The sequence below is a fragment of the Paenibacillus sp. FSL K6-2862 genome, from assembly GCF_038005125.1.
GTDB classification, from domain to species: Bacteria; Bacillota; Bacilli; order Paenibacillales; family Paenibacillaceae; genus Paenibacillus; species Paenibacillus illinoisensis_A.
In genome coordinates this window covers 473,337-491,936 of sequence record NZ_JBBOSN010000001.1, presented here as the reverse complement: position 1 = coordinate 491,936, position 18,600 = coordinate 473,337, and the positions used below count along the sequence as shown (strand labels likewise).

The 18,600-nt window shown below is 49.2% G+C and carries 17 protein-coding genes; 5 read left to right on the top strand and 12 right to left on the bottom strand.

Annotation, left to right across the window (positions count from 1 at the left end; all coding sequences use genetic code 11):
- Positions 1-85: 85 nt before the first annotated feature.
- Positions 86-544: an Rrf2 family transcriptional regulator gene (locus tag MHB82_RS02375; RefSeq protein ID WP_095361548.1), complete on the bottom strand. Its 459-nt coding sequence runs from the start codon at positions 542-544 to the stop codon at positions 86-88.
- A 418-nt stretch (positions 545-962) separates the two neighbouring features.
- On the opposite strand from MHB82_RS02375, the gene MHB82_RS02370 reads away from it, so the two are divergent.
- Together MHB82_RS02370 and MHB82_RS02365 are read left to right on the top strand one after the other, a co-directional pair.
- Complete coding sequence (locus MHB82_RS02370; protein WP_341173719.1) at positions 963-1,688, top strand: MBL fold metallo-hydrolase; 726 nt, start codon at positions 963-965, stop codon at positions 1,686-1,688.
- A complete protein-coding gene (locus tag MHB82_RS02365; protein ID WP_341173718.1) occupies positions 1,685-2,257 on the top strand; it encodes a TetR/AcrR family transcriptional regulator in 573 nt (190 codons plus the stop codon). The genes MHB82_RS02370 and MHB82_RS02365 overlap by 4 nt, the downstream gene beginning before the upstream one ends.
- Before the next feature lie 90 nt (positions 2,258-2,347).
- Here the strand turns inward: MHB82_RS02365 and MHB82_RS02360 are convergent, their stop codons facing one another.
- Entirely contained in the window at positions 2,348-3,478 is a 1,131-nt protein-coding gene (locus MHB82_RS02360; RefSeq protein ID WP_341173717.1) for a hypothetical protein, read from the bottom strand.
- A gap of 301 nt (positions 3,479-3,779) precedes the next feature.
- Here MHB82_RS02360 and MHB82_RS02355 point away from each other — a divergent pair, with 301 nt between their 5' ends.
- Entirely contained in the window at positions 3,780-4,265 is a 486-nt protein-coding gene (locus tag MHB82_RS02355; RefSeq protein WP_176476192.1) for a CcdC family protein, read from the top strand.
- A 115-nt stretch (positions 4,266-4,380) separates the two neighbouring features.
- Here MHB82_RS02355 and MHB82_RS02350 read toward each other — a convergent pair whose 3' ends face one another.
- From MHB82_RS02350 to MHB82_RS02335, 4 genes are all read right to left on the bottom strand, one after another.
- Positions 4,381-5,400 (bottom strand): NADP-dependent oxidoreductase, encoded by a 1,020-nt coding sequence (locus MHB82_RS02350; RefSeq protein ID WP_341173716.1) that lies wholly within the window; start codon positions 5,398-5,400, stop codon positions 4,381-4,383.
- Positions 5,401-5,657: 257 nt separating this feature from the next.
- Positions 5,658-6,407: a type I methionyl aminopeptidase gene (gene map, locus MHB82_RS02345; RefSeq protein ID WP_095291747.1), complete on the bottom strand. Its 750-nt coding sequence runs from the start codon at positions 6,405-6,407 to the stop codon at positions 5,658-5,660.
- Positions 6,408-6,928: 521 nt separating this feature from the next.
- Entirely contained in the window at positions 6,929-7,747 is an 819-nt protein-coding gene (locus MHB82_RS02340; RefSeq protein ID WP_341173715.1) for a serine/threonine protein kinase, read from the bottom strand.
- Between the two features lie 143 nt (positions 7,748-7,890).
- On the bottom strand, positions 7,891-8,544 hold the full coding sequence (locus MHB82_RS02335) for a hypothetical protein (RefSeq protein ID WP_095291744.1): 654 nt from the start codon (positions 8,542-8,544) through the stop codon (positions 7,891-7,893).
- A 494-nt stretch (positions 8,545-9,038) separates the two neighbouring features.
- Between MHB82_RS02335 and MHB82_RS02330 the strand changes: the two genes are divergently transcribed.
- Positions 9,039-9,992 (top strand): L-lactate dehydrogenase, encoded by a 954-nt coding sequence (locus MHB82_RS02330; protein ID WP_095361553.1) that lies wholly within the window; start codon positions 9,039-9,041, stop codon positions 9,990-9,992.
- A 126-nt stretch (positions 9,993-10,118) separates the two neighbouring features.
- On the opposite strand, the gene MHB82_RS02325 is transcribed toward MHB82_RS02330, so the two are convergent.
- On the bottom strand, positions 10,119-12,827 hold the full coding sequence (locus MHB82_RS02325; protein ID WP_341173714.1) for a PAS domain-containing hybrid sensor histidine kinase/response regulator: 2,709 nt from the start codon (positions 12,825-12,827) through the stop codon (positions 10,119-10,121).
- Positions 12,828-13,218: 391 nt separating this feature from the next.
- On the opposite strand from MHB82_RS02325, the gene MHB82_RS02320 reads away from it, so the two are divergent.
- Positions 13,219-13,794 (top strand): acyltransferase, encoded by a 576-nt coding sequence (locus tag MHB82_RS02320; protein WP_258377568.1) that lies wholly within the window; start codon positions 13,219-13,221, stop codon positions 13,792-13,794.
- A 97-nt stretch (positions 13,795-13,891) separates the two neighbouring features.
- On the opposite strand, the gene MHB82_RS02315 is transcribed toward MHB82_RS02320, so the two are convergent.
- From MHB82_RS02315 to MHB82_RS02295, 5 genes are all read right to left on the bottom strand, one after another.
- Positions 13,892-14,626 (bottom strand): ABC transporter permease, encoded by a 735-nt coding sequence (locus MHB82_RS02315; protein ID WP_095361555.1) that lies wholly within the window; start codon positions 14,624-14,626, stop codon positions 13,892-13,894.
- 1 nt (position 14,627) lies between these two features.
- Positions 14,628-15,344 (bottom strand): ABC transporter permease, encoded by a 717-nt coding sequence (locus tag MHB82_RS02310; protein WP_095361556.1) that lies wholly within the window; start codon positions 15,342-15,344, stop codon positions 14,628-14,630.
- The gene (locus MHB82_RS02305; protein ID WP_095291735.1) at positions 15,341-16,255 is read right to left on the bottom strand and encodes an ABC transporter ATP-binding protein; all 915 of its coding nucleotides are present in this window, start codon (positions 16,253-16,255) and stop codon (positions 15,341-15,343) included. Before MHB82_RS02305 ends, MHB82_RS02310 begins: the two co-directional genes overlap by 4 nt.
- A gap of 99 nt (positions 16,256-16,354) precedes the next feature.
- A complete protein-coding gene (locus MHB82_RS02300; RefSeq protein WP_341173713.1) occupies positions 16,355-17,866 on the bottom strand; it encodes a HAMP domain-containing sensor histidine kinase in 1,512 nt (503 codons plus the stop codon).
- Positions 17,863-18,546: a response regulator transcription factor gene (locus MHB82_RS02295; RefSeq protein WP_095361558.1), complete on the bottom strand. Its 684-nt coding sequence runs from the start codon at positions 18,544-18,546 to the stop codon at positions 17,863-17,865. The genes MHB82_RS02300 and MHB82_RS02295 overlap by 4 nt, the downstream gene beginning before the upstream one ends.
- Positions 18,547-18,600: the final 54 nt, after the last annotated feature.

The following is an 18,600-nucleotide window of genomic DNA, read 5'->3' as shown; positions in this document are numbered from 1 at the left end:
ATCGCACCCATCTGTGTTCACGTTATGCCCGGAATCACCTGAAACATCCATGAATCTCATTTCACCGGGACAACGTCCATGCCAATTAACCGTTCGACGACAATTCATTCTTGGACGAAGAGCATGCTTCCCCATTTCCGATACGATGCTTCACATCCTCAATCGATATACTGTCGAAATAGGAAGTCAGCGCTTCCTCACCGCCATCATAGATGCTCCCCATGACATCCTGCATATTAGAGGAGACGATGCAATTGGAACCGGACTCTCCGGAACACCAATTGGGTCCAAGTGAGCCGCCAGCAACCAGACGGTACAGCTCTCCAAGCTTGATCTCCTCGCTCGGACGACTGAGCAGGTATCCGCCGTGAGCACCTTCCTTGGTGGTCAGATAACCATTCTTCCGCAGCACACTAAGAACCTTGCGTACTCTCGCCGGGTGCGTACCGACGCTATGGGACAGGTCTTCACTGTTCGCCATGCACTCATCCTTCATGGACAGAAAAACCAGACAATGGACGGCAATGGTAAATTCACTGTTCATCACTTACTCCCTTCCCGGCAGCAATCACCGATGTGCTTCAACACAAGGTAAGTTCAACTGTTATTATAAGAATAACAGTTATGTTTGTCAACTTCTGCTCCCCCGTTCAACCAGGCCCAGGATTCCCTATAATAGCAGCATTTATCGTCCTCAAACAGAACAAGGTCATTTTACGAAAGTAACTGTGATTCTATACAAAATGAACAAAAAAGTGAGCCAATCGCATCGCGAATGGCTCCAAAAAGATAGACATATGAAAGGGCTTACGTCATCATTATAATCGGTATTTCTCAATTTGAAAACGCTTTTTTTGTAAAGAGAAGATTTTCCTCGATTTTTTTTATTTTATAAGACATCTTGCAAAAACTAATGCCATTAGTTATATTACTAATACCATTAGTTTTAGGAGGCCAATTGAATGAGATTAACTCGTGAACATGACGTTATCCAGATTTCCTTTCTCCCCCGTCTTTTCCCTGTGAACGTCTATCTTGTGGAAGAAGAAGATGGTGTAACCGTCATTGATGCGGGGATGCCATTTAGTCTGAAGGGGATTCTTGCTGCCGCCGAGTCCCTTGGTAAACCGATCACCCGGATTATTCTGACCCATGCCCATGGCGACCACGTTGGTGCGCTGGATGGCCTCAAGGAGGCAGTTCCTTCAGCAGAAGTCTCCATCTCCAGCCGGGATGCTAAGCTGCTGGCAGGAGATGCTGCCTTGCTTCCGGGAGAACCCCAGACCCCGGTACGCGGCAGTGTGCCGAAGGGCATCCGCACCCGCCCGGACCGGCTGCTGGAAGACGGCGATCGCATTGGTTCCCTGATCTCCATTGCTTCTCCAGGCCATACGCCAGGGCATATGGCCTTCATGGATACGCGCAGCCGAGTGCTCATTGCCGGCGACGCGTATCAGCTGCATGGCGGCCTCGCCGTCTCCGGCCGCGTGCGCCCGCTCTTCCCGTTCCCCGCGCTGGCGACGTGGAACAGGGAACTGGCTCTGTCCAGCGCGAAGCACCTGGCCGAGCTGGAACCGTCCGTGCTGGCGGTAGGCCACGGACGGATGCTGCGCCAGCCAGCGGCCGCCATGCGTGCGGCTGCGGCTGATGCGGAGCAGCGGCTGCGCCCTGCCGGGGGGCACCTGTGAGCCCGCGGCAGGGGCTGGATCGCGGCACACTGCTAAGTGCCGCGGCCCAGCTTGCCGACAGCGACGGCTTCCAGGCGCTGACGCTGGCCGCATTGGCCCAGCGGCTGGACGTGCGCTCCCCGTCGCTGTACAACCACATCAGCGGGCTTCCCGGGCTTCGCCAGGAACTGGCGCTGATGTCTGTACTGCAGCTCAGCCAGGCACTTGCCACGGCTGCCGCTGAACGCACGGGCGACGAGGCCATTCAGGCCATCGCCGCAGCCTATATCGGCTTTGTCCGCCAGCATCCAGGGCTGTACGAAGCCTCGTTCCACGCTCCGGATATCCATGAACCGGAGCTTGCCGCAGCCAGCACAGCTACGCTGGACATTCTGCTGCATGCATTGCAGCCCTACCCGCTCAGCGAAGCCGAAGCGCTGCATGCGGTGCGCGGGTTAAGGAGCCTGTGCCATGGCTTCGCATCCATTGAAGCCCAGGGCGGGTTCAACATGGATTTCGATTCCAATGAGAGCCTGCACCTGACCGTCCAGGCCTTCCTTAACGGGCTTCAGCATTTGCACCAGGACTGACTACTCTACACCGTAAATATCAGAAAAGGGATGCAGCACTACACTGCATCCCTTTCTACCTTCGGCCGTTTCTCTCCGAAAGGTCTTTCTCTATGGCCACACATGCTCTTCGGCTTCAACTTCCTTCAGAATCTGTTTCATGACAGGTACGTATACCTTCCAGTAAAACATATCCGGTATTTCTCTTTGATTCGGTGTAAGCCACTCTTTAATGACATCCCATCCCTTGATCCTGCGCCAGAATGAGTAATGCTCCATCTCTCCGAATGAACCTGTCATATAATACGACTGATAATCCCCATCATTACGAAGGATAGCCGGAAAATCACCCGGAATACCGGCATTAATCAGCTTCTGCCGTCCTTCTTGAGTCAGGCTCGTTTTATATCTTGCGAGTATCGATTCTGGCGAATCCGGCACGACAACATCGAACCAGCTGGTATATTGGAACTCCTGCTGAATGCCGCTCCACTGTCTGCCTTTCTCCGTAAAAGATAGCTTGATCTCTGCTGTCTGAACATCCTTGCCGCCACGCAGCACGATGATCCGGCCATCTTCATGCACCAGGAGAATGCCCTTTCCGGAGTACGGCCAATCCTGACCAGCAATACGCTCATAATCTATACGTACCTGCTCAGGCACTTGAACTCGGCTCTGCAGATTGGATATGTATTTCCCCCGCCACCCGCTGCTCTTCAAGCCCAAAATGGGATGAAGCTGCTCCCTGACCTTATCCGATGTCCATAAGGATTGTGTATTATACTCTGCAACGACGGCGACCCCTCTGCTGGCTGCTTCGCGAATTTTAAGGGCATCATAAACTGTTAACCCTGCGTCCTCCTCGACTTTCTTCGTTCTGAGACTAACAGGAGATGCAACGTTTGTTTTCGATGAAGCCAGATAGATCAGATCCGTTTCAGTGACTTCGTCCGGAAGTTTTTTCGTTATTGGAGAAGCATGCATTAGGAGGTTAACCTCATCCTCGTTTTCGTCATAAACGTATCGTTCTCCGGTCTTCTGTACAATCTTCTGTTGATTCAACAGCCAAACCAGGCCCTTATATCCTGGAGAAGGTGCATTAGCCGTTTTGTCTATAATCATGATGTTCAGCAGCACTGGCGCTTGAGATTGCCACCAGATCCAGGGGACAACCAGACCGACCGATATCACTGTCAGACAAGCCAGCAACCATAAGGTTAGCGGCCTGTGGTTTCTTTTCATGCTGTGTCTTCCTCCCAGGGTGTCTTGCTTGCTCTCTTTGTGCATCGATATCGTGCTTGATTACCTAATTTGCCCTTGATCGCATAAATGCACCTGCAATGGGTAAAATAATACAAATTTTCAATACCAAACTGTGTTAATCTCGTTATACCGTATTCGGACAAATGATGCACTAAGCATTCTATCGGCTTTCTTGGTTTGTGATATAATAGAATCTATATATAGAAACATTAAATTCTATGATTTGTTTGATGATCCGGATGTACGGAACATATATTATTCCAGAAAGAGGGATATTTTCGTGGCTCAAATCAGTCCGTCTTACCTTCAGATCGGTGCAACCCTGGGTATGCTCATCATGGCATTGCTTGCCATTTTCATTCGGTTGAAAGCCAGTCACAGACCGGTGACCATACGCAAAATTCTGATTCCCCCACTGGGCATGAGTACCGGATTTTTTATGTTTGTTGTACCAGAGACACATTTTCCGTTATGGTGGGCATTGATTGCATTTTTGGTTGGCTGGTTCATCTTCTCGTATCCTCTCATTCGCAGTACCCGGTTTGAAAAGGTAAACGAGGAGATATTCGCGACCCGTTCCCGCAGCTTTGCCTTCATTCTGCTTGGTTTGCTGGCGGTACGTCTGATCCTGCATGAAGTTATTCAGCAGTACGTTACCATTCCGCAAACAGGTGGATTGTTCTTCCTTCTGGCCTTCGGCATGATCGTGCGCTGGCGAGTATATATGTATAAACACTACAAAGAAGTCGTCGCTGCATCGGCTTGAGCTTAAGCGACGAAGTCAAAATAAAAGACACGTTCTCGGCATATAGGAATGCGGAACGTGTCTTTTTTCTGCTTATCTCGCCTTGCTTCCATGGCACATAGGGTAGTGCATGATCTTACTCGGGGTCTGCAACTTTCACCAGCTGTTTACCCAGGTTATCTCCCGAGAACAGTCCCATAAAGGCTTCCGGTGTCTGATCAAACCCCTCCACAATGTTCTCCTCATATTGAATGAGGCCTTCCCTCATCCATTTTGCCAACTTGGCGCGCCCTTCCTTGAAGGACTTGGCATAGTCCCCGAGTAGAAAACCTTTCATCAGCGCGGTATTCGTCAAAAGCAATGTCTGCGGTCTCATACCGATGTCCGGCTTCTCCGAATTGTAGGACGAAATCTGTCCACACAGCGGAATACGCGCATTTCGATTGATATGTCTGAGCACGGCATCCGAGATGTCTCCGCCAACATTATCGAAATAGACATCCACGCCGTCTGGACATACCCGTTCAATCGCTGCGGACATGTCACTCTCCCGCTTGTAGTTGAGGACTACATCGAACCCGAGCTTTTCTTTCAGATAGGCACATTTTTCGTCAGAACCTGCGATTCCAACCACTCTTGCTCCGACAATCTTGCCGATCTGGCCGGCGATCATGCCAACGGCTCCCGCTGCGCCGGATACCACCACCGTTTCGCCATCCTTCGGTTTGCCGATATCCTCCATGCCAAAGTAAGCCGTCAGGCCCGTCAGGCCAAGGGCACCAAGATAGGCTGTAAGCGGCGCTTCCTCCGTATCGATCAGCGAGAGATCTCCCGTGTTGACAGCCGCATACCGCTGCCAGCCCCACATGCCGGAGACGAAGTCACCTTTGCGCAGATTGGGTTCTGACGAGTCCACCACTTGTCCAATTGCTCCACCTTTGATCACTTCATTCAGCGCATACGGAGGTGCATAAGACTTCGTATCCTTCATACGGCCCCGCATATAAGGGTCAACCGACAAATATAATGTACGCACCAGAACCTGTCCTGCTTCCGGTTCAGGGAGCGGAGTATGAATGAATTTGAAATTATCCCTGGATGGTGCACCTTCCGGACGGGATGCTAGTACGATCTGTTCATTTTGAGACAACTTCATGACCTCCTTGTTGCCAGTGGCCTGCGTATAACCCTTATCATCGTATATGTTATACCACCAGCACAATATGTTATCTTTTCGAGCATTTGGATATAGCTGTTCTGGAAGCCACCGTTAGCAATTCAGAATCCCCACGATGCTCTCCGTAGCCCATATGTCAAATACTGACTCTTAATAGTTTAAACCGAAACAGGCGGATCACAAACGTGGGCCGCCTTGAAAACATCAAATATCATTCTATTGCCATAATTGATTCACTATTCCTGCGCTGTCAAAATTACAGGACCATCTGCTGTGATGGCGATGGTGTGCTCGTATTGAGCGGACAGGCTTCCGTCCTGCGTACGGGCTGTCCAGCCATCCGCATCCAGCTTGCTGCGGTACGTTCCGATGTTCAACATGGGCTCTATGGTAATGACCATGCCTTCTTTGAGGCGGGGACCACGATGCGGTGGACCATAGTGAGGCACTTGCGGTTCTTCATGCATTTTCTCGCCGATGCCATGACCGATAAACTCACGTACGACAGACAAGCCCTCCCCTTCAGCATACGTCTGAATAGCATGGGAAATATCACCGATCCGGTTGCCAACTACGGCAAGCTCAATGCCTTTGTAGAGGGACGTTTTGGTGACATCCAGCAGATGCTGGGCTTCCGGTGTCACTTGCCCCACTGCATAAGACCACGCGGAATCGGCCAGCCAGCCATTCAGATTAACGACCATGTCAATCGTAACGATATCGCCGTCTTGCAGTACGTATTTTCCCGGAAAGCCATGACAAATCACGTCATTTACAGACGCGCATGTCGCATATTGGTACCCGTTGTACCCTTTTTGCTCCGGTGTTGCGCCATTTTTCTTCATAAAAGCTTCTGCGAACTGGTCAATCTCCTGGGTGGTGATCCCTGGACGAATCATTTTCGCAATTTCTTTATGGCACGCGGCGAGAATTTCGCCTGCCTTTTTCATATTTTGTATCTGCTCTTTGGTTTTTAACGTAATCATTCCAACTTCTCCTGTCCGTTATGATCTTATCCTGTCTTCTATTGTAACGCGAAACGCACAAAATAAAAAATTCGTACAATCGGTAAAGCTCCAACATCCTATTATACGCCAACCTCGTGAGCAATGAATACCACATTCCATAAAAAACTCGAAACCCTCCTAACCAAAGAGACGTATATGCTTAAAACGGTTGAAGAAGAAAGGATGATTATCCATGTTCAAAAAAATTATTGGTAAACTCATTGATTCCAAATCTTCATCTCACCGAAGGCGCTATAGCTCCTCGGACAGACGCTCCTATAAACGCCACAGCAGCTCCTCAGGCAAACGAAGCTATAAACGATATTCATCGTCCGATATGAAATACAGGGATAACCGCCATGGTTCCGGTTATTACAAAAGCAGAAAATACAGCTCCAGTTAATATGGTGCTGCAATGATGATATATGCCAATAGGGGATGTTCAGCCAGCCGTATCTCACGGCAGCAGAACATCCCCTATTGGCGTTTCCGGTTCACTTTTAATAAGAATCCAGCAAGTGTTCTATCTCGGCCTGTAATTCAGGCGCTCCTTCTGTGTATCCCGGGCGAAGCCCCAGCAGTCTCTCCAGCATGTGGTGCAAACCAGGCGTTAGGTTCAGCTCTTCCTGCCAGCTTGCAGGTGCCTTGCCCTTCTCAGGCTCATATGCCGAATACAGCATAAACAGAAGAAAGTGTCCCAGATCCTGCAGATCCTGATCAGGTACAGCCGGCTCATCCTCCGGCGTGGGCAGTTCCCGCATTCTTCGCTTCAGCTCAGGCAACAACGGCTCCCCCATACGCCGTGCCAGACCGAAGTCAATCAAATGTACGCGCTCATCACGCAAAATAACGTTGGGTATGCGCACATCCCCATGGATATATCCCCGCTCGTGAACGTGGGCCACAGGCTCCAGCAGTTGCAGAGCCAGTGCCAAGCATTCCTGCTCTGTATATTTACGGCCCTGTTCAAATATACACTGTTCCAATGTCTCTCCCCGGATATACTCTGTGGAAATGTAGCTTCTCCTCTTATATATGAATGCATGCAGCAGCTTCGGGATGGCCGGGTGATCCATCCGGCTCATCACGTCCGCTTCCCGTTCCAGCAGCCGGGCAGAAAGTCTGCCTTTGCTGGGCTTCGATTCCTTTAACGCCACTTCCTCGCCATTCAGTTCGTCGATACACAAATAGGTGAGTCCATAACTCCCCATACCAAGCAGCTCCTGAATTCGGTAACGTCCCGAAATCAGAGAACCTTCCCGCCGAGGACGGTCTGTCCACAGACTCACAAATCTTTGCCAGCTTCGTTGCAGCTCCACTTGTCCTCCCACACCGGCGACTTCTGAACTTCACCCGACCCTTCACAGGCACATTCGAGCAGTCGTAACAGCCAGTTTTCTTGTTGTACTATGGAGCTATTATATCAGGCTGTCTGCACGAAATCACGGCAACCCCTCTGCCGTCACGCTTCCTTGTGTTTCTTGGGCAGCAAGCCAAAGAGCATACGCAGCGAAGTCCCTTTCGGTTTGCGTTTACGGCCCTGGAAGCTGCGCAGATTGGTGACCAGTTCACGATCCCGTTCTTCTTCCAGCTTCTCATTCATCCATAGACGCTGCTTCTCCATCTGATCCTGGAGAGCCGTATGCGTATCAGCAAGCTGTTTCAGCGTTAACTCCAGTTCATCCACCCGCTGCTGGAGCATTTGCACACGATCATCCTGTGGCTCGATCATCCCGAAGGTCACTTCATTCACAAGCTGACCCAGACCTTCATAGGATCGAAGATGGCCAGTCGGCTCCGTTTCTTCAGGGAATACGGCAGGCAGCACGGCTGCTGCACATTCCTTCTCAGAAGTCATCTCTACCGTGCTCTCTGGCACGTTCGGAGACAGGACCGTCACCACGGCATCTGCAAGCGGCAGGTTATGTTCCCTCAGTTCCGTCATTAATCGTTCAATGCACTGAATATCGTCCGATCTGAACAATCTGGACTTGTTGGCGGAACGCTCGAATCGATATCCTTGTTCCTCAAGTGCTGCCGCATATTTACGAAGAGTACTGGCTCCTATGCCCAGGCTCTTGGCCGTTTCCGTCGTTGCTCCTGCTTCTTCAATCATCATTATTCCCTCCCGGAATGAAGTCTTTTGAATTCGAAATGGTGGCTTCAGCGTTCCCTTCTGGAACTGTCATCGGATCGGGCAACCTGTCTCATGAACAAATGGCTTTTGTTTAGCTTGCCATAGGTATTCGTCAACGTCCGGCTCGATCCCTTTGGCGGTTTTGTTCTGTTTCTAGGGATTCATAAGAACTTTTGTCACGTCTGTTATTCGTAAAAATCTCTCTTATTCCGACATGGAAGAGGAATCCTGTCACGTCGAATTATGCCGGTGCAGACGCCGTCGGTTTATGAAAACAGGATATTCATGTCAATTTTGTTAACTCCACTACTCCAATACGCTCCCGCGACAGAGGATATCATTGCTGCACTGCTTTTCCATGTGTTATCTTATGTAACGTAGAAACGGATTCCGGCATAAATTATAGGACTATACTTAACATATGGCTTGAAGTCAGGACAATTACATGATCAGGATATGGGGGTTGAACGACAGTGTTAGGCAAATCAGGTAAAGTAGCGGTGATCGGGGCGGGTCTTGTAGGCTCAAGTTGTGCATATTCCATGATCAATCAGTCGATATGCAGGGAAATCATGATGGTGGATCGGACGTATGACCGTGCTGTGGCGCAGGCGCTGGATTTCTCGCATTGTATGGATTTTACACATAATCGTACCAAAGTATATGCCGGGACATATGCAGATTGCGGAAACATGGATGTCATTGTCCTGACTGCAGGAGCCAATCCAAAAGCAGGCCAGACACGTCTGGATATTCTGGAGGAGGCCGAATCGATTGCCAAGGACATCGTACTCCCTATCATGAATAGCGGATTCAACGGCATCTTTGTCGTCGCAGCCAATCCGGTTGACATAGTAACTTATATGGTATGGAAGTTATCCGGTCTTCCGCGTGAGCATGTCATTGGCACAGGGACCTCCATTGATTCCTCCCGTCTCAAAACGCTGCTATCTGAAGTGTTTTCCATCGATCCGCGCAGCGTGCACGGATATGCTCTTGGGGAGCACGGGGAGTCCCAGTTCGTAGCCTGGTCCCATGTGACCATTGGAGGCAAACCGATCATGCACATTATGGAGCAGCATAAGGAACGCTTCAAACACCTGGATCTCGACGACATTGCCCGCAAAACCAAAGACGCTGGATGGGAAATCTTCACACGCAAAGGTTCTACGCAATTCGGTATCGGCAATGCACTGGCTCATATCACTCGCTCCATCCTTAATGATGAACACAAAATCATTGCCGTCTCAGCCATTCTGGAGGGGGAGTATGGTCAAAGCGGCGTCTGTGCAGGTGTTCCAGCCATTATTGGAGGAAACGGAATTCAGGAAATTATTGAACTGAATCTGGATGCTTCCGAGCGCGAGAAATTCGAGCGCTCCTGTGAGATATTATCAGGCAACATTAATCGCCTGACCTTGGCGTAATTGTAATCGTTCCGTCCGCCTTATAGACTCACTCCAGAATTGAAAAGCATGAACAATCAAACAGGCCAGCGACCTCCTGCTAGGAGAAATCGCTGGCCTGTTTGGATTAACATCTCAGGGTTATATTTAATTCGGTGCCAACTGGGGCTGATCTGTCGGCCCCCATTGCTGAAGCACGCGCTTCAATTCACTGAGCATTACTGGTTTACTTATGAAATCACGCATACCCATCTCGAGACAGGCTTCCTTGTCTTCCCGCTTGGCATTACCCGTCACTGCAATAATCGCCGGAATACGATCCTGTGGAATCAGACGGTGTACCAGATCAGTTGCCTTGAGCCCGTCCATGACCGGCATGTGAATATCCATCAACACAATATCATACGAATTCTGCGAGATGGCCTCAATGGCTTCAACTCCGTTGGTACATACATCTGTTTCATAGCCAAGCTTTTCCAGATACTCGGTCAAAATCTTCCGGTTCACCGGGTGATCCTCGGCTACCAGGATACGCATAGCCACCTTATCACCTTGACGTGTGCGATCATGACTGTATTGACGTGCTGTGTCTTCTGACGCGTAATCTACACTCGTTGCAGGTACTGCAAAACGGAACGTTGAACCTTTCCCGTCCTCACTCTCCACGCTAATACTACCACCCATAATCTCCACAAGCCGCTTCGAGATGACAAGACCGAGTCCTGTACCTCCATACTTGCGATTAATGACCGGGTGCAGCTGAGAGAAGGATTGGAACAACTGATCCAGCTTGTCCGCAGGAATGCCAATCCCGGTATCTTTCACTGCAAAATCAAGAACGCTATCTTCTGGCCTTCTGCCCTTAACAATATCCACATTGACATCAATGCTGCCCTTGTCCGTAAATTTCAGTGCATTACTGACCAGATTGACCAGAATCTGACGGATACGCATGGCATCCCCAACCATGAATTCCGGAATGGTTGGATTCAGGCGATACCTGATCTGCAGCTGTTTCTCGTCTGCCCGGAGTTTAAACAGCTCCGCCACCTGCTCCAGCATTTTGCGAAGAGAGAACGGTTCGTATGCAAGAGCCATTTTACCGGACTCCAGCTTGCTGAAATCCAGAATATCATTCAGTATATTCAGCAGCGCATCCCCGCTCTCCTGAATAATCTGGGCATATTCCCGCTGCTCTTCCGATAGATCGGTTCCAATCAGCAGTTCGGTCATGCCAACAATTCCGTTCATCGGCGTGCGAATCTCATGGCTCACCATCGACAAAAATTCCGACTTGGCCTGCGCTGCAAGCTCAGCCGTCTCCTTGGCGCGCACAATTTCACGCTCACCAGTTACATCATTGAACACAATGACTACGCCCTGGATCTGTTCCTGATCAATAATCGGCGTAACCTGGTATTCCACCAAGAAGCTGCTGCCGTCCTTGCGCCAGAATACATCTTCCTTGACGGAGCGTCCTTTTCCATCCATCACCGTCATGTGAATTGGACACTCTTCTTTTGGAAAATAACTTCCATCCGCACGGGAATGATGGATAATGTTATGAGCATTATTGCCAATAAATTCTTCCACTTCATAACCAAACATGGAAGCGGCCGCCGGATTCATAAACATGGTGACCCCTTCCGCATCCAGACCATATATGCCTTCTGTAACGGAATTCAGAATCAGTGCATGCTGCTTGCTAAGCTCCTGAATACGCTCCATATACTCCTTGCGTTCAGTAATGTCTGACAATATTCCGTATACTCCAACCAATTCCTGGTCGACGATAATAGGCACATTAATGATGGATGCATCGAACTTCTTGCCCGAGGAATTCACAATGCGAGTTTCATAATGCTGCGGTTTCCCCTGCTTCACCAGCTCAAAGTAAGCTCTGCCGCGCCCTACCTCACATGGATCCAGATTGGACAAAAACGATTGTCCGATGAGTTTGCTGCGCGGAATATTCAGCATTTTGACTAGATTTCGATTCACCGCACTGTACTTGCCTTCGAGATTCAAAGAGTACACCGCAGCCGGATTATGCTCGAACAAGGATTTGTAACGCTGTCGACTCTCTCTCAGGCGTCTGTCTGCATCCTTGTGCTGGGTAATATCCCGGCTTATGCTTACAATCTGGATGCCTTTTCCCTTCTCTCCAGCTACAGGCTTAGCCAAAGTTTCCATCCAGATGTAATGCCCCTTCTTGTGTCGCACGCGCATTTTGCAGCCATTGCCAATCTCGGATAGCTCGAGCGGATCAGGGAAATCTCCAGGATAACAATAATCCTTGAAGGACTTGCCCGTCACCTCTTCCGGCTGATACCCAAGCAAAGGAAACACAGATGGAGATACATAGAGCAGCTCACCATCCAGCGAACTTGTCGTAATGAGGTCTTGAGCATGTTCAGCAAGCACCTGATATTTTTCTTGCGTCTCCTGGAGTCTCCGCTCCACTTCAACAATCTCCGTTATATCTTTGGCAATACCATAGATGCCCACAACCTCTTCTCCTGCTGTAATGGGTACGTAGGTAATCTCGGCTTTTCTTACAGAACCATTCTTATGATAAAACGTGATGTTGTTACTGACTGAACGGCCAGTAATCACCTCACGAATATAGTCCCGCCTCGACTGTTCACTCTCTGGCGGACAGACCTGACTTGGATGAATACGCATCAAATCATCGAGTGTATATCCAGATATACGCTCTACAGATGGATTGGCATCGATATAGTTTCCATGGATGTCCATCACATATATGGCATCCGGGTGATTAAAAAACAGTGATTGGTAAGAACTTCCTTCAGAAATAATCCGCTTCAGGGTTTCCGTTTTATTAATATCCAAGGCTTACCCCTCTTTTCTCAGCCTTTATCTTCTTCTAACAATTCATTAAGGTCATTTAGAGTTTAAAGCCTCTACCCACGAATAACCAAGTAAGGCTGCATAGAAACAGCTTTTTTTATTCTACCAGATTCCAGTCTCACTTTGCTTACAATCTAGTATAAAAATTGCAATATTCCAAATTGAAAAAGTTGGAAGCTTCCCTTCTTTACTTTAAATCAACTTCTAATCGGGGTCCCCATTCCCAAAATTGTGTTTTGAAAATCTGGATATTAGTTACAACGCCTTAGATACATTGTGTATCATTTCCACTGTAATCGATACACAAAGAGCGTACCTGCATCAGTACAAACGTACTTCATCCAGTACGAAATAGATCAGGACGTGCTTAGTTATGGAGAGGATGGAGATCATGCTGCCTAATCGAGTTAAAGTTGCTTATGGAAAGGTAAGAGGAATGGCCTTATTTGGAAGGATACAGCCTTCTCTAAGGCTTCTACCACGAATACGAGGCAAGGTATACCTGAATAAATTCGGTGATCTCCATGTGGGCAAACGACTCAACATCATAGGAAAACCCTGGGGGACACAGCTGACGGTTGTCAAAGGCGCTAGATTAACCATTGGGGATGATGTCATGATTAACGCCGGGGTGGGGATTGCTGCCAACATCGAGATCTCTATTGGCAATAACGTCATGATTGGACCAAGGACAAGCATATTCGATAGTGCCTATCACCGGATTGACTCTCTGGATGACGGCAGCAGCATGGCCAAAAAAATTATCATTCATGACAACGCCTGGATCGGGACTGGCGTGTTAGTCCTTCCAGGAGTAACGATAGGAAAAAATGCCGTCGTTGCCGCGGGAAGTACGGTTACCAAGGATGTACCCGCCAATACACTGGTTGCCGGAACACCCGCAAAAGTAGTTCGTGAACTCACCATACACGAAGGTTGGTTGAGGTAATAAAAAATCCCCCACGTCCTCACCCGAAATACACACTCGGTTGACGGTCTTGGGGGATCTTGGTCTGATGAAGATCAGTCTTAAACATCACACCATCTTAAATTTCCTTTTTTCTAAAATAGAGAATGCCAATAAGAATAAACAGCACCGCACTTCCTCCGACTACGGTAAGGAGCGTACCAAGCGGTACGTTGTAGGCCCCGAACCCCCCGCCGTCCGTTGGTGTCATCAGCAGCATGGGCTGAGCCCAAGGATAGAATGGGCCGATTTTCGCCGAGTTCACAATCAGTATGTTCGGTACAGTCAAGGCAAAATTCAGAGCAAGGGGTGCTGCGAAGCTGCTCCATATCAGGGAAACCAGCATTTGCAGTCCGGCAAGGGGCAGGCAGGCGAACAAGCCGAGCAGCAATTTGCCGATAATGAACGACCACGGTACAGGTTCGGTAAGGCCCTGAATCCATCCTGCCATCAGAATGGATATCAGCAGCAGCAATTGGGTACAAAGCAGAAGCAATATGACAATCGTCAACTTGCCTGCATAAACGCCTGTTCGCGTGAGAGGCAGCACCAGCATTTGCTTCCACCCCCCACCAGCATGTTCGAAGCGGCAGACAAATGAAGTGAATACCCCCGTCAGGATCGGCATAAGCAGCATCCCATGCAAAAAGACCATCGTTCCCATCAGGACTTCCCACTGTCCTGATGGCTCACTGAGAAGCCCAATAAGCAAAGCTAACAATGGACTCAGCAGAATCAGAAGCCATACGGGGGACTTGCCCATTTTCAGCCGTTCAGCGGACAGGATTCGGAAATACGTCGTAGCAAAGTTCATGCTAAGCCACATCCTTCCGGCTGAAATGCATCATTCCAAGCAGCATAATCAGAATACCCGCAGCCAGTCCCATCCCTGCGTACATGAATGGATTCGGTCCATTCCATGCCATCTGTGCCCATGCGAGCGGGAACATTGGTGAGATACTAAGTGCGAACATGCCTGTGATCGCAAGTACAATGCCCAAGGTCACCGGAAGTGCCTGATTTTTGGCAACCATCGTTAGCCACAATTCAATGGATAGTACAGGAAGTGCCCCGGCCAGTGGCAGCAGGCCCAGCTTGAATGCTTGAATCCAGGGAATGTCTCCGGCATTGAAGCCGAACACGAGGCCCAGAATCACGATTCCGGCAGTCAAAAGTAGACAAGAGATCACAAGCAGTATACATGCCAATAAGAACTTCGCCAGATATACTGCTGGTCTCGGAATCGGCATTGCCAGAAGCTGCTTCCATGAACCTTGCTCATGCTCAACATTCGCAATCATGGAGCTCAGGATCGTTGCGCCAAGCATTAAAGCTAACGGTACAAAAACAACCACATTCTCCAGAAGCCCATTCCACAGGTTATCACCATATATTCCTTTTAGATAATCCAGACGGAGTCCAAAGTTCAGAGCCTGCATTAAGGTAAGTCCGATGGGTGCAAGGAAGACAAGAAACCAAATGCCTTTTCCACGAATTTTGAGCCAGTCCGACGATAGTGCACGTCCCGTCATACCATAGCCCCCTCACCAATGACCCGCATGAAGAGGTCTTCGAGAGACTGTCGGTGCTCCTCCACCCGGTAAATGGCGTGATCTTGCTCAACCAATCTGCGCACAAGCAGGGCAATCGCACTGTTATCCATATATGGGAATGTAAGCTCAGACCCTTGACGCTGACCGAATTGCCCTTGTTCTCTTGCCAGCTTCATGGCTTCTTCCGGCTCGGAAACAGTCAATCGGATAGAGCTGCCTGTCTGGCTGTGCAGGTTTGCAATGGTATCCTGAAGCACCATTTTGCCTTCACGAATAATACCTACGCGGCTAGCCATCTGCTCCACCTCACTGAGCAAGTGACTTGATACCAATACTGTAATGCCATGTTCCAGCGGCATGCGTTTAATTAACTCCCGGATCTCCTGAATGCCAGCTGGATCCAGTCCATTCGTAGGTTCATCCAATATCAACAGTTCCGGCTGACCCAGCAAGGCACTTGCAATCCCGAGTCTCTGCTTCATTCCAAGTGAATATCCTTTAACCGCACGCTTTGCATCCCTCGTCAGATCGACTATGGACAATACTTCAGCAATTCTGGATTTGGGTACATTCAGGATCCGCCGCAATGCCTCTAGATTTTCGACTGCATTCAGATGCCCGTAATAAGACGGATACTCTACGAGCGAACCAACACGGCGCAAAATATCCATGCGATCCTTGCGAATGTCTTTATCGAAGACACGAATGACCCCTTTTGTCGGTTTGATCAAGCCCAGCAGCATGCGAATAGTTGTTGTTTTACCCGCGCCGTTAGGTCCTAGAAAACCGTAGATATCTCCCTTCTTGATATGCAGATCCAATTCGCGAACCGCCGCACGATCCCGATATGTTTTCCATAAATTAGCCGTTTGAATAATGTTATCACTCACTGTTTAATCACCTCGGATATCATCGTAACCGTCCAAGGTTAAAACTAAAGTTGTCCCAAGTTTAAGTTTAGTTTAAATCGTGCTAGGTCAGACCTTAGGTCAATAGATAAATATCCGAACTCCTTCGGGTGAGCTATCCACCTTTTTACGCAGGCCCATCTCGCGGACGAGCAGATCCACAATGGACAGCCCCAGTCCCGTACCTTTCGCCCCCACCTCTTGCTGCATACCCGGACCCTGATCCCGAATAACCAGAGCTGTTCTGTCGTGAATTCGTTCAGTGGATATGCCAATGTATTTTCCGTCTCCCGCATACCGAACCACGTTCTGAAACAGGTTATCCAGAATACGACGCATGCCCTGTTCATCCACACGCCAGATCAGCGGCTCATCCGGCAGATCAATATCGATGTCGAACTGCTCTTTCTCCCATACGGGGTACCATGCCGCGGCCGTTTCCCTAACGATCCGGAAAACATCCTTCTCTTCCAGCTTCAGCGTGTACTTACCACTCGCAAGCAGATTGTACGATAACATGTTATCAATAAGACCGCTTAGATCATCCATCTTGGACTCCATGCGTGACAATGAACTGATGCCCTTATCGCTGAGCGCTTCCTTGTGAAGAGCATGCATATGCCCACGAATGACCGTTAGTGGCGTACGCAAATCATGGGAAAGTCCTGCAATGAGACGTTTGCGGAACTGTTCCTCCTCACGTTCCCTGTGACGGCTTTCGGTCAGCTGATACACCATCTGATTGAAGGAGTCTTCCAGCTGACCGATCTCGTCCGATCTGCGAATATCAACTGGAAGCGGTATGCCTTCCTTACCTGGCGTAATCATGGCTGTCTGCAAACGGATCAGCCGTTTGCGAATCCGTGCAAAAAAAAGAATGGACATCACAATGAAGAAGAGAAAAATAATCGTCATCAGCAAACCAAGATATAGGAGCTCCATCGGCCAGTTGCTCTGGGATTTTTGGAGCAGGTATCTAGGCACTTCAATGACCATGAAGCCTTTTCCTTTGTCCTGATTGCCCCCACCTACAAATGAAACGACGGTTAACGGGTCACGGTAGACGGCCTCCTTCATGAATTCCATCGTGTAGGAAGCATCCCATACTGCGGGAATACGGGTTTCTACCTTTTTCTGATCATTCAGCGGCCAATTCAAAGTAGTCAGGGTTGAGCCATTTGCCGGAGTTTCAACTACTTCTACGCCTTCACCTCCAAGTATAAAAGCTGTTTTCCCATTCTCATCCACTCTGTACACTGAAGATTTGGGATACTGGGCATGTAACTGCTTCATGCGATCGTCGATCTTGGCAGGCGTTGCCTGATCCAGCTTCTTCGATTCATTGGACCAAAGATTGCTTATGTGCGTAACGTCACCGTAAGGAGCGGCGTTGCCCTTGCTCACGTTATTGACAACCACGACATAAATGACAGATGTGATCGGAAGTACAACAGGGACGAACAGCACTGCGCATAAAATTAGAATGATGTAACGGGACATCAGCGAGCGGCCGAATCGGAGCTTTCGTTTTTCGTTCTTTTTCCCTTCGCTCTCATCTTTCGGATTCTCTTGCTTACTGAACGACCTGATCATGGTTTCTTCACACGGTATCCAACCCCGCGTACAGTTTGAATGACCGACGGATTGGCCGGATCCCGTTCAAGCTTCTCGCGCAGATGGCGAATATGTACCATTAATGTTTTATCCCCATCCAGATAAGGCTCGTTCCAAACAGCTTCATAAATCTGTTCTTTCGTACGGATCATGCCCATATGCCTGAGCAGGTAAGCGAAGATGTGAAATTGTTTTCCCGATAAAATGATCTCCTCCCCCGTCTCCTCATTGACGATCCGATTGTCCTTCTCATAGATGGACAGGTGATCCAGCTTCAGGGCAGCATCGGACGAAACGGTAGATCCTGCCTTGCGCAGCTGTACTTCAATGCGTGCAGCGAGCTCATCGGGGTGAAACGGCTTGGTTACATAATCATCGGCAAAATCAAGCCCATGCAGCTTGTCATCAATGGAGGTTCTGGCCGAGAGCATGACGATGGGCACGGAAGGATGCTCCTTTTTCAGCCGCTGTCCTACCGTAAATCCATCCAGTCCGGGCAGCATGACATCCAAAATAATGAGTGAGCAGCCCCCGGCAGCTTCGGCTGCCCCCTCTCCGCTTCCCAGCCATATGACCTCATAACCGCGTTCCTCCAGGTCAGCCCTGACCCATGTCGCGATTTCCGTATCGTCCTCAATGTATAACAGTTTTGTTTTCATACGTAGATTCGTTTCCTTTCTGTACCCTTTGGGTTAATTATATATCTGAACATA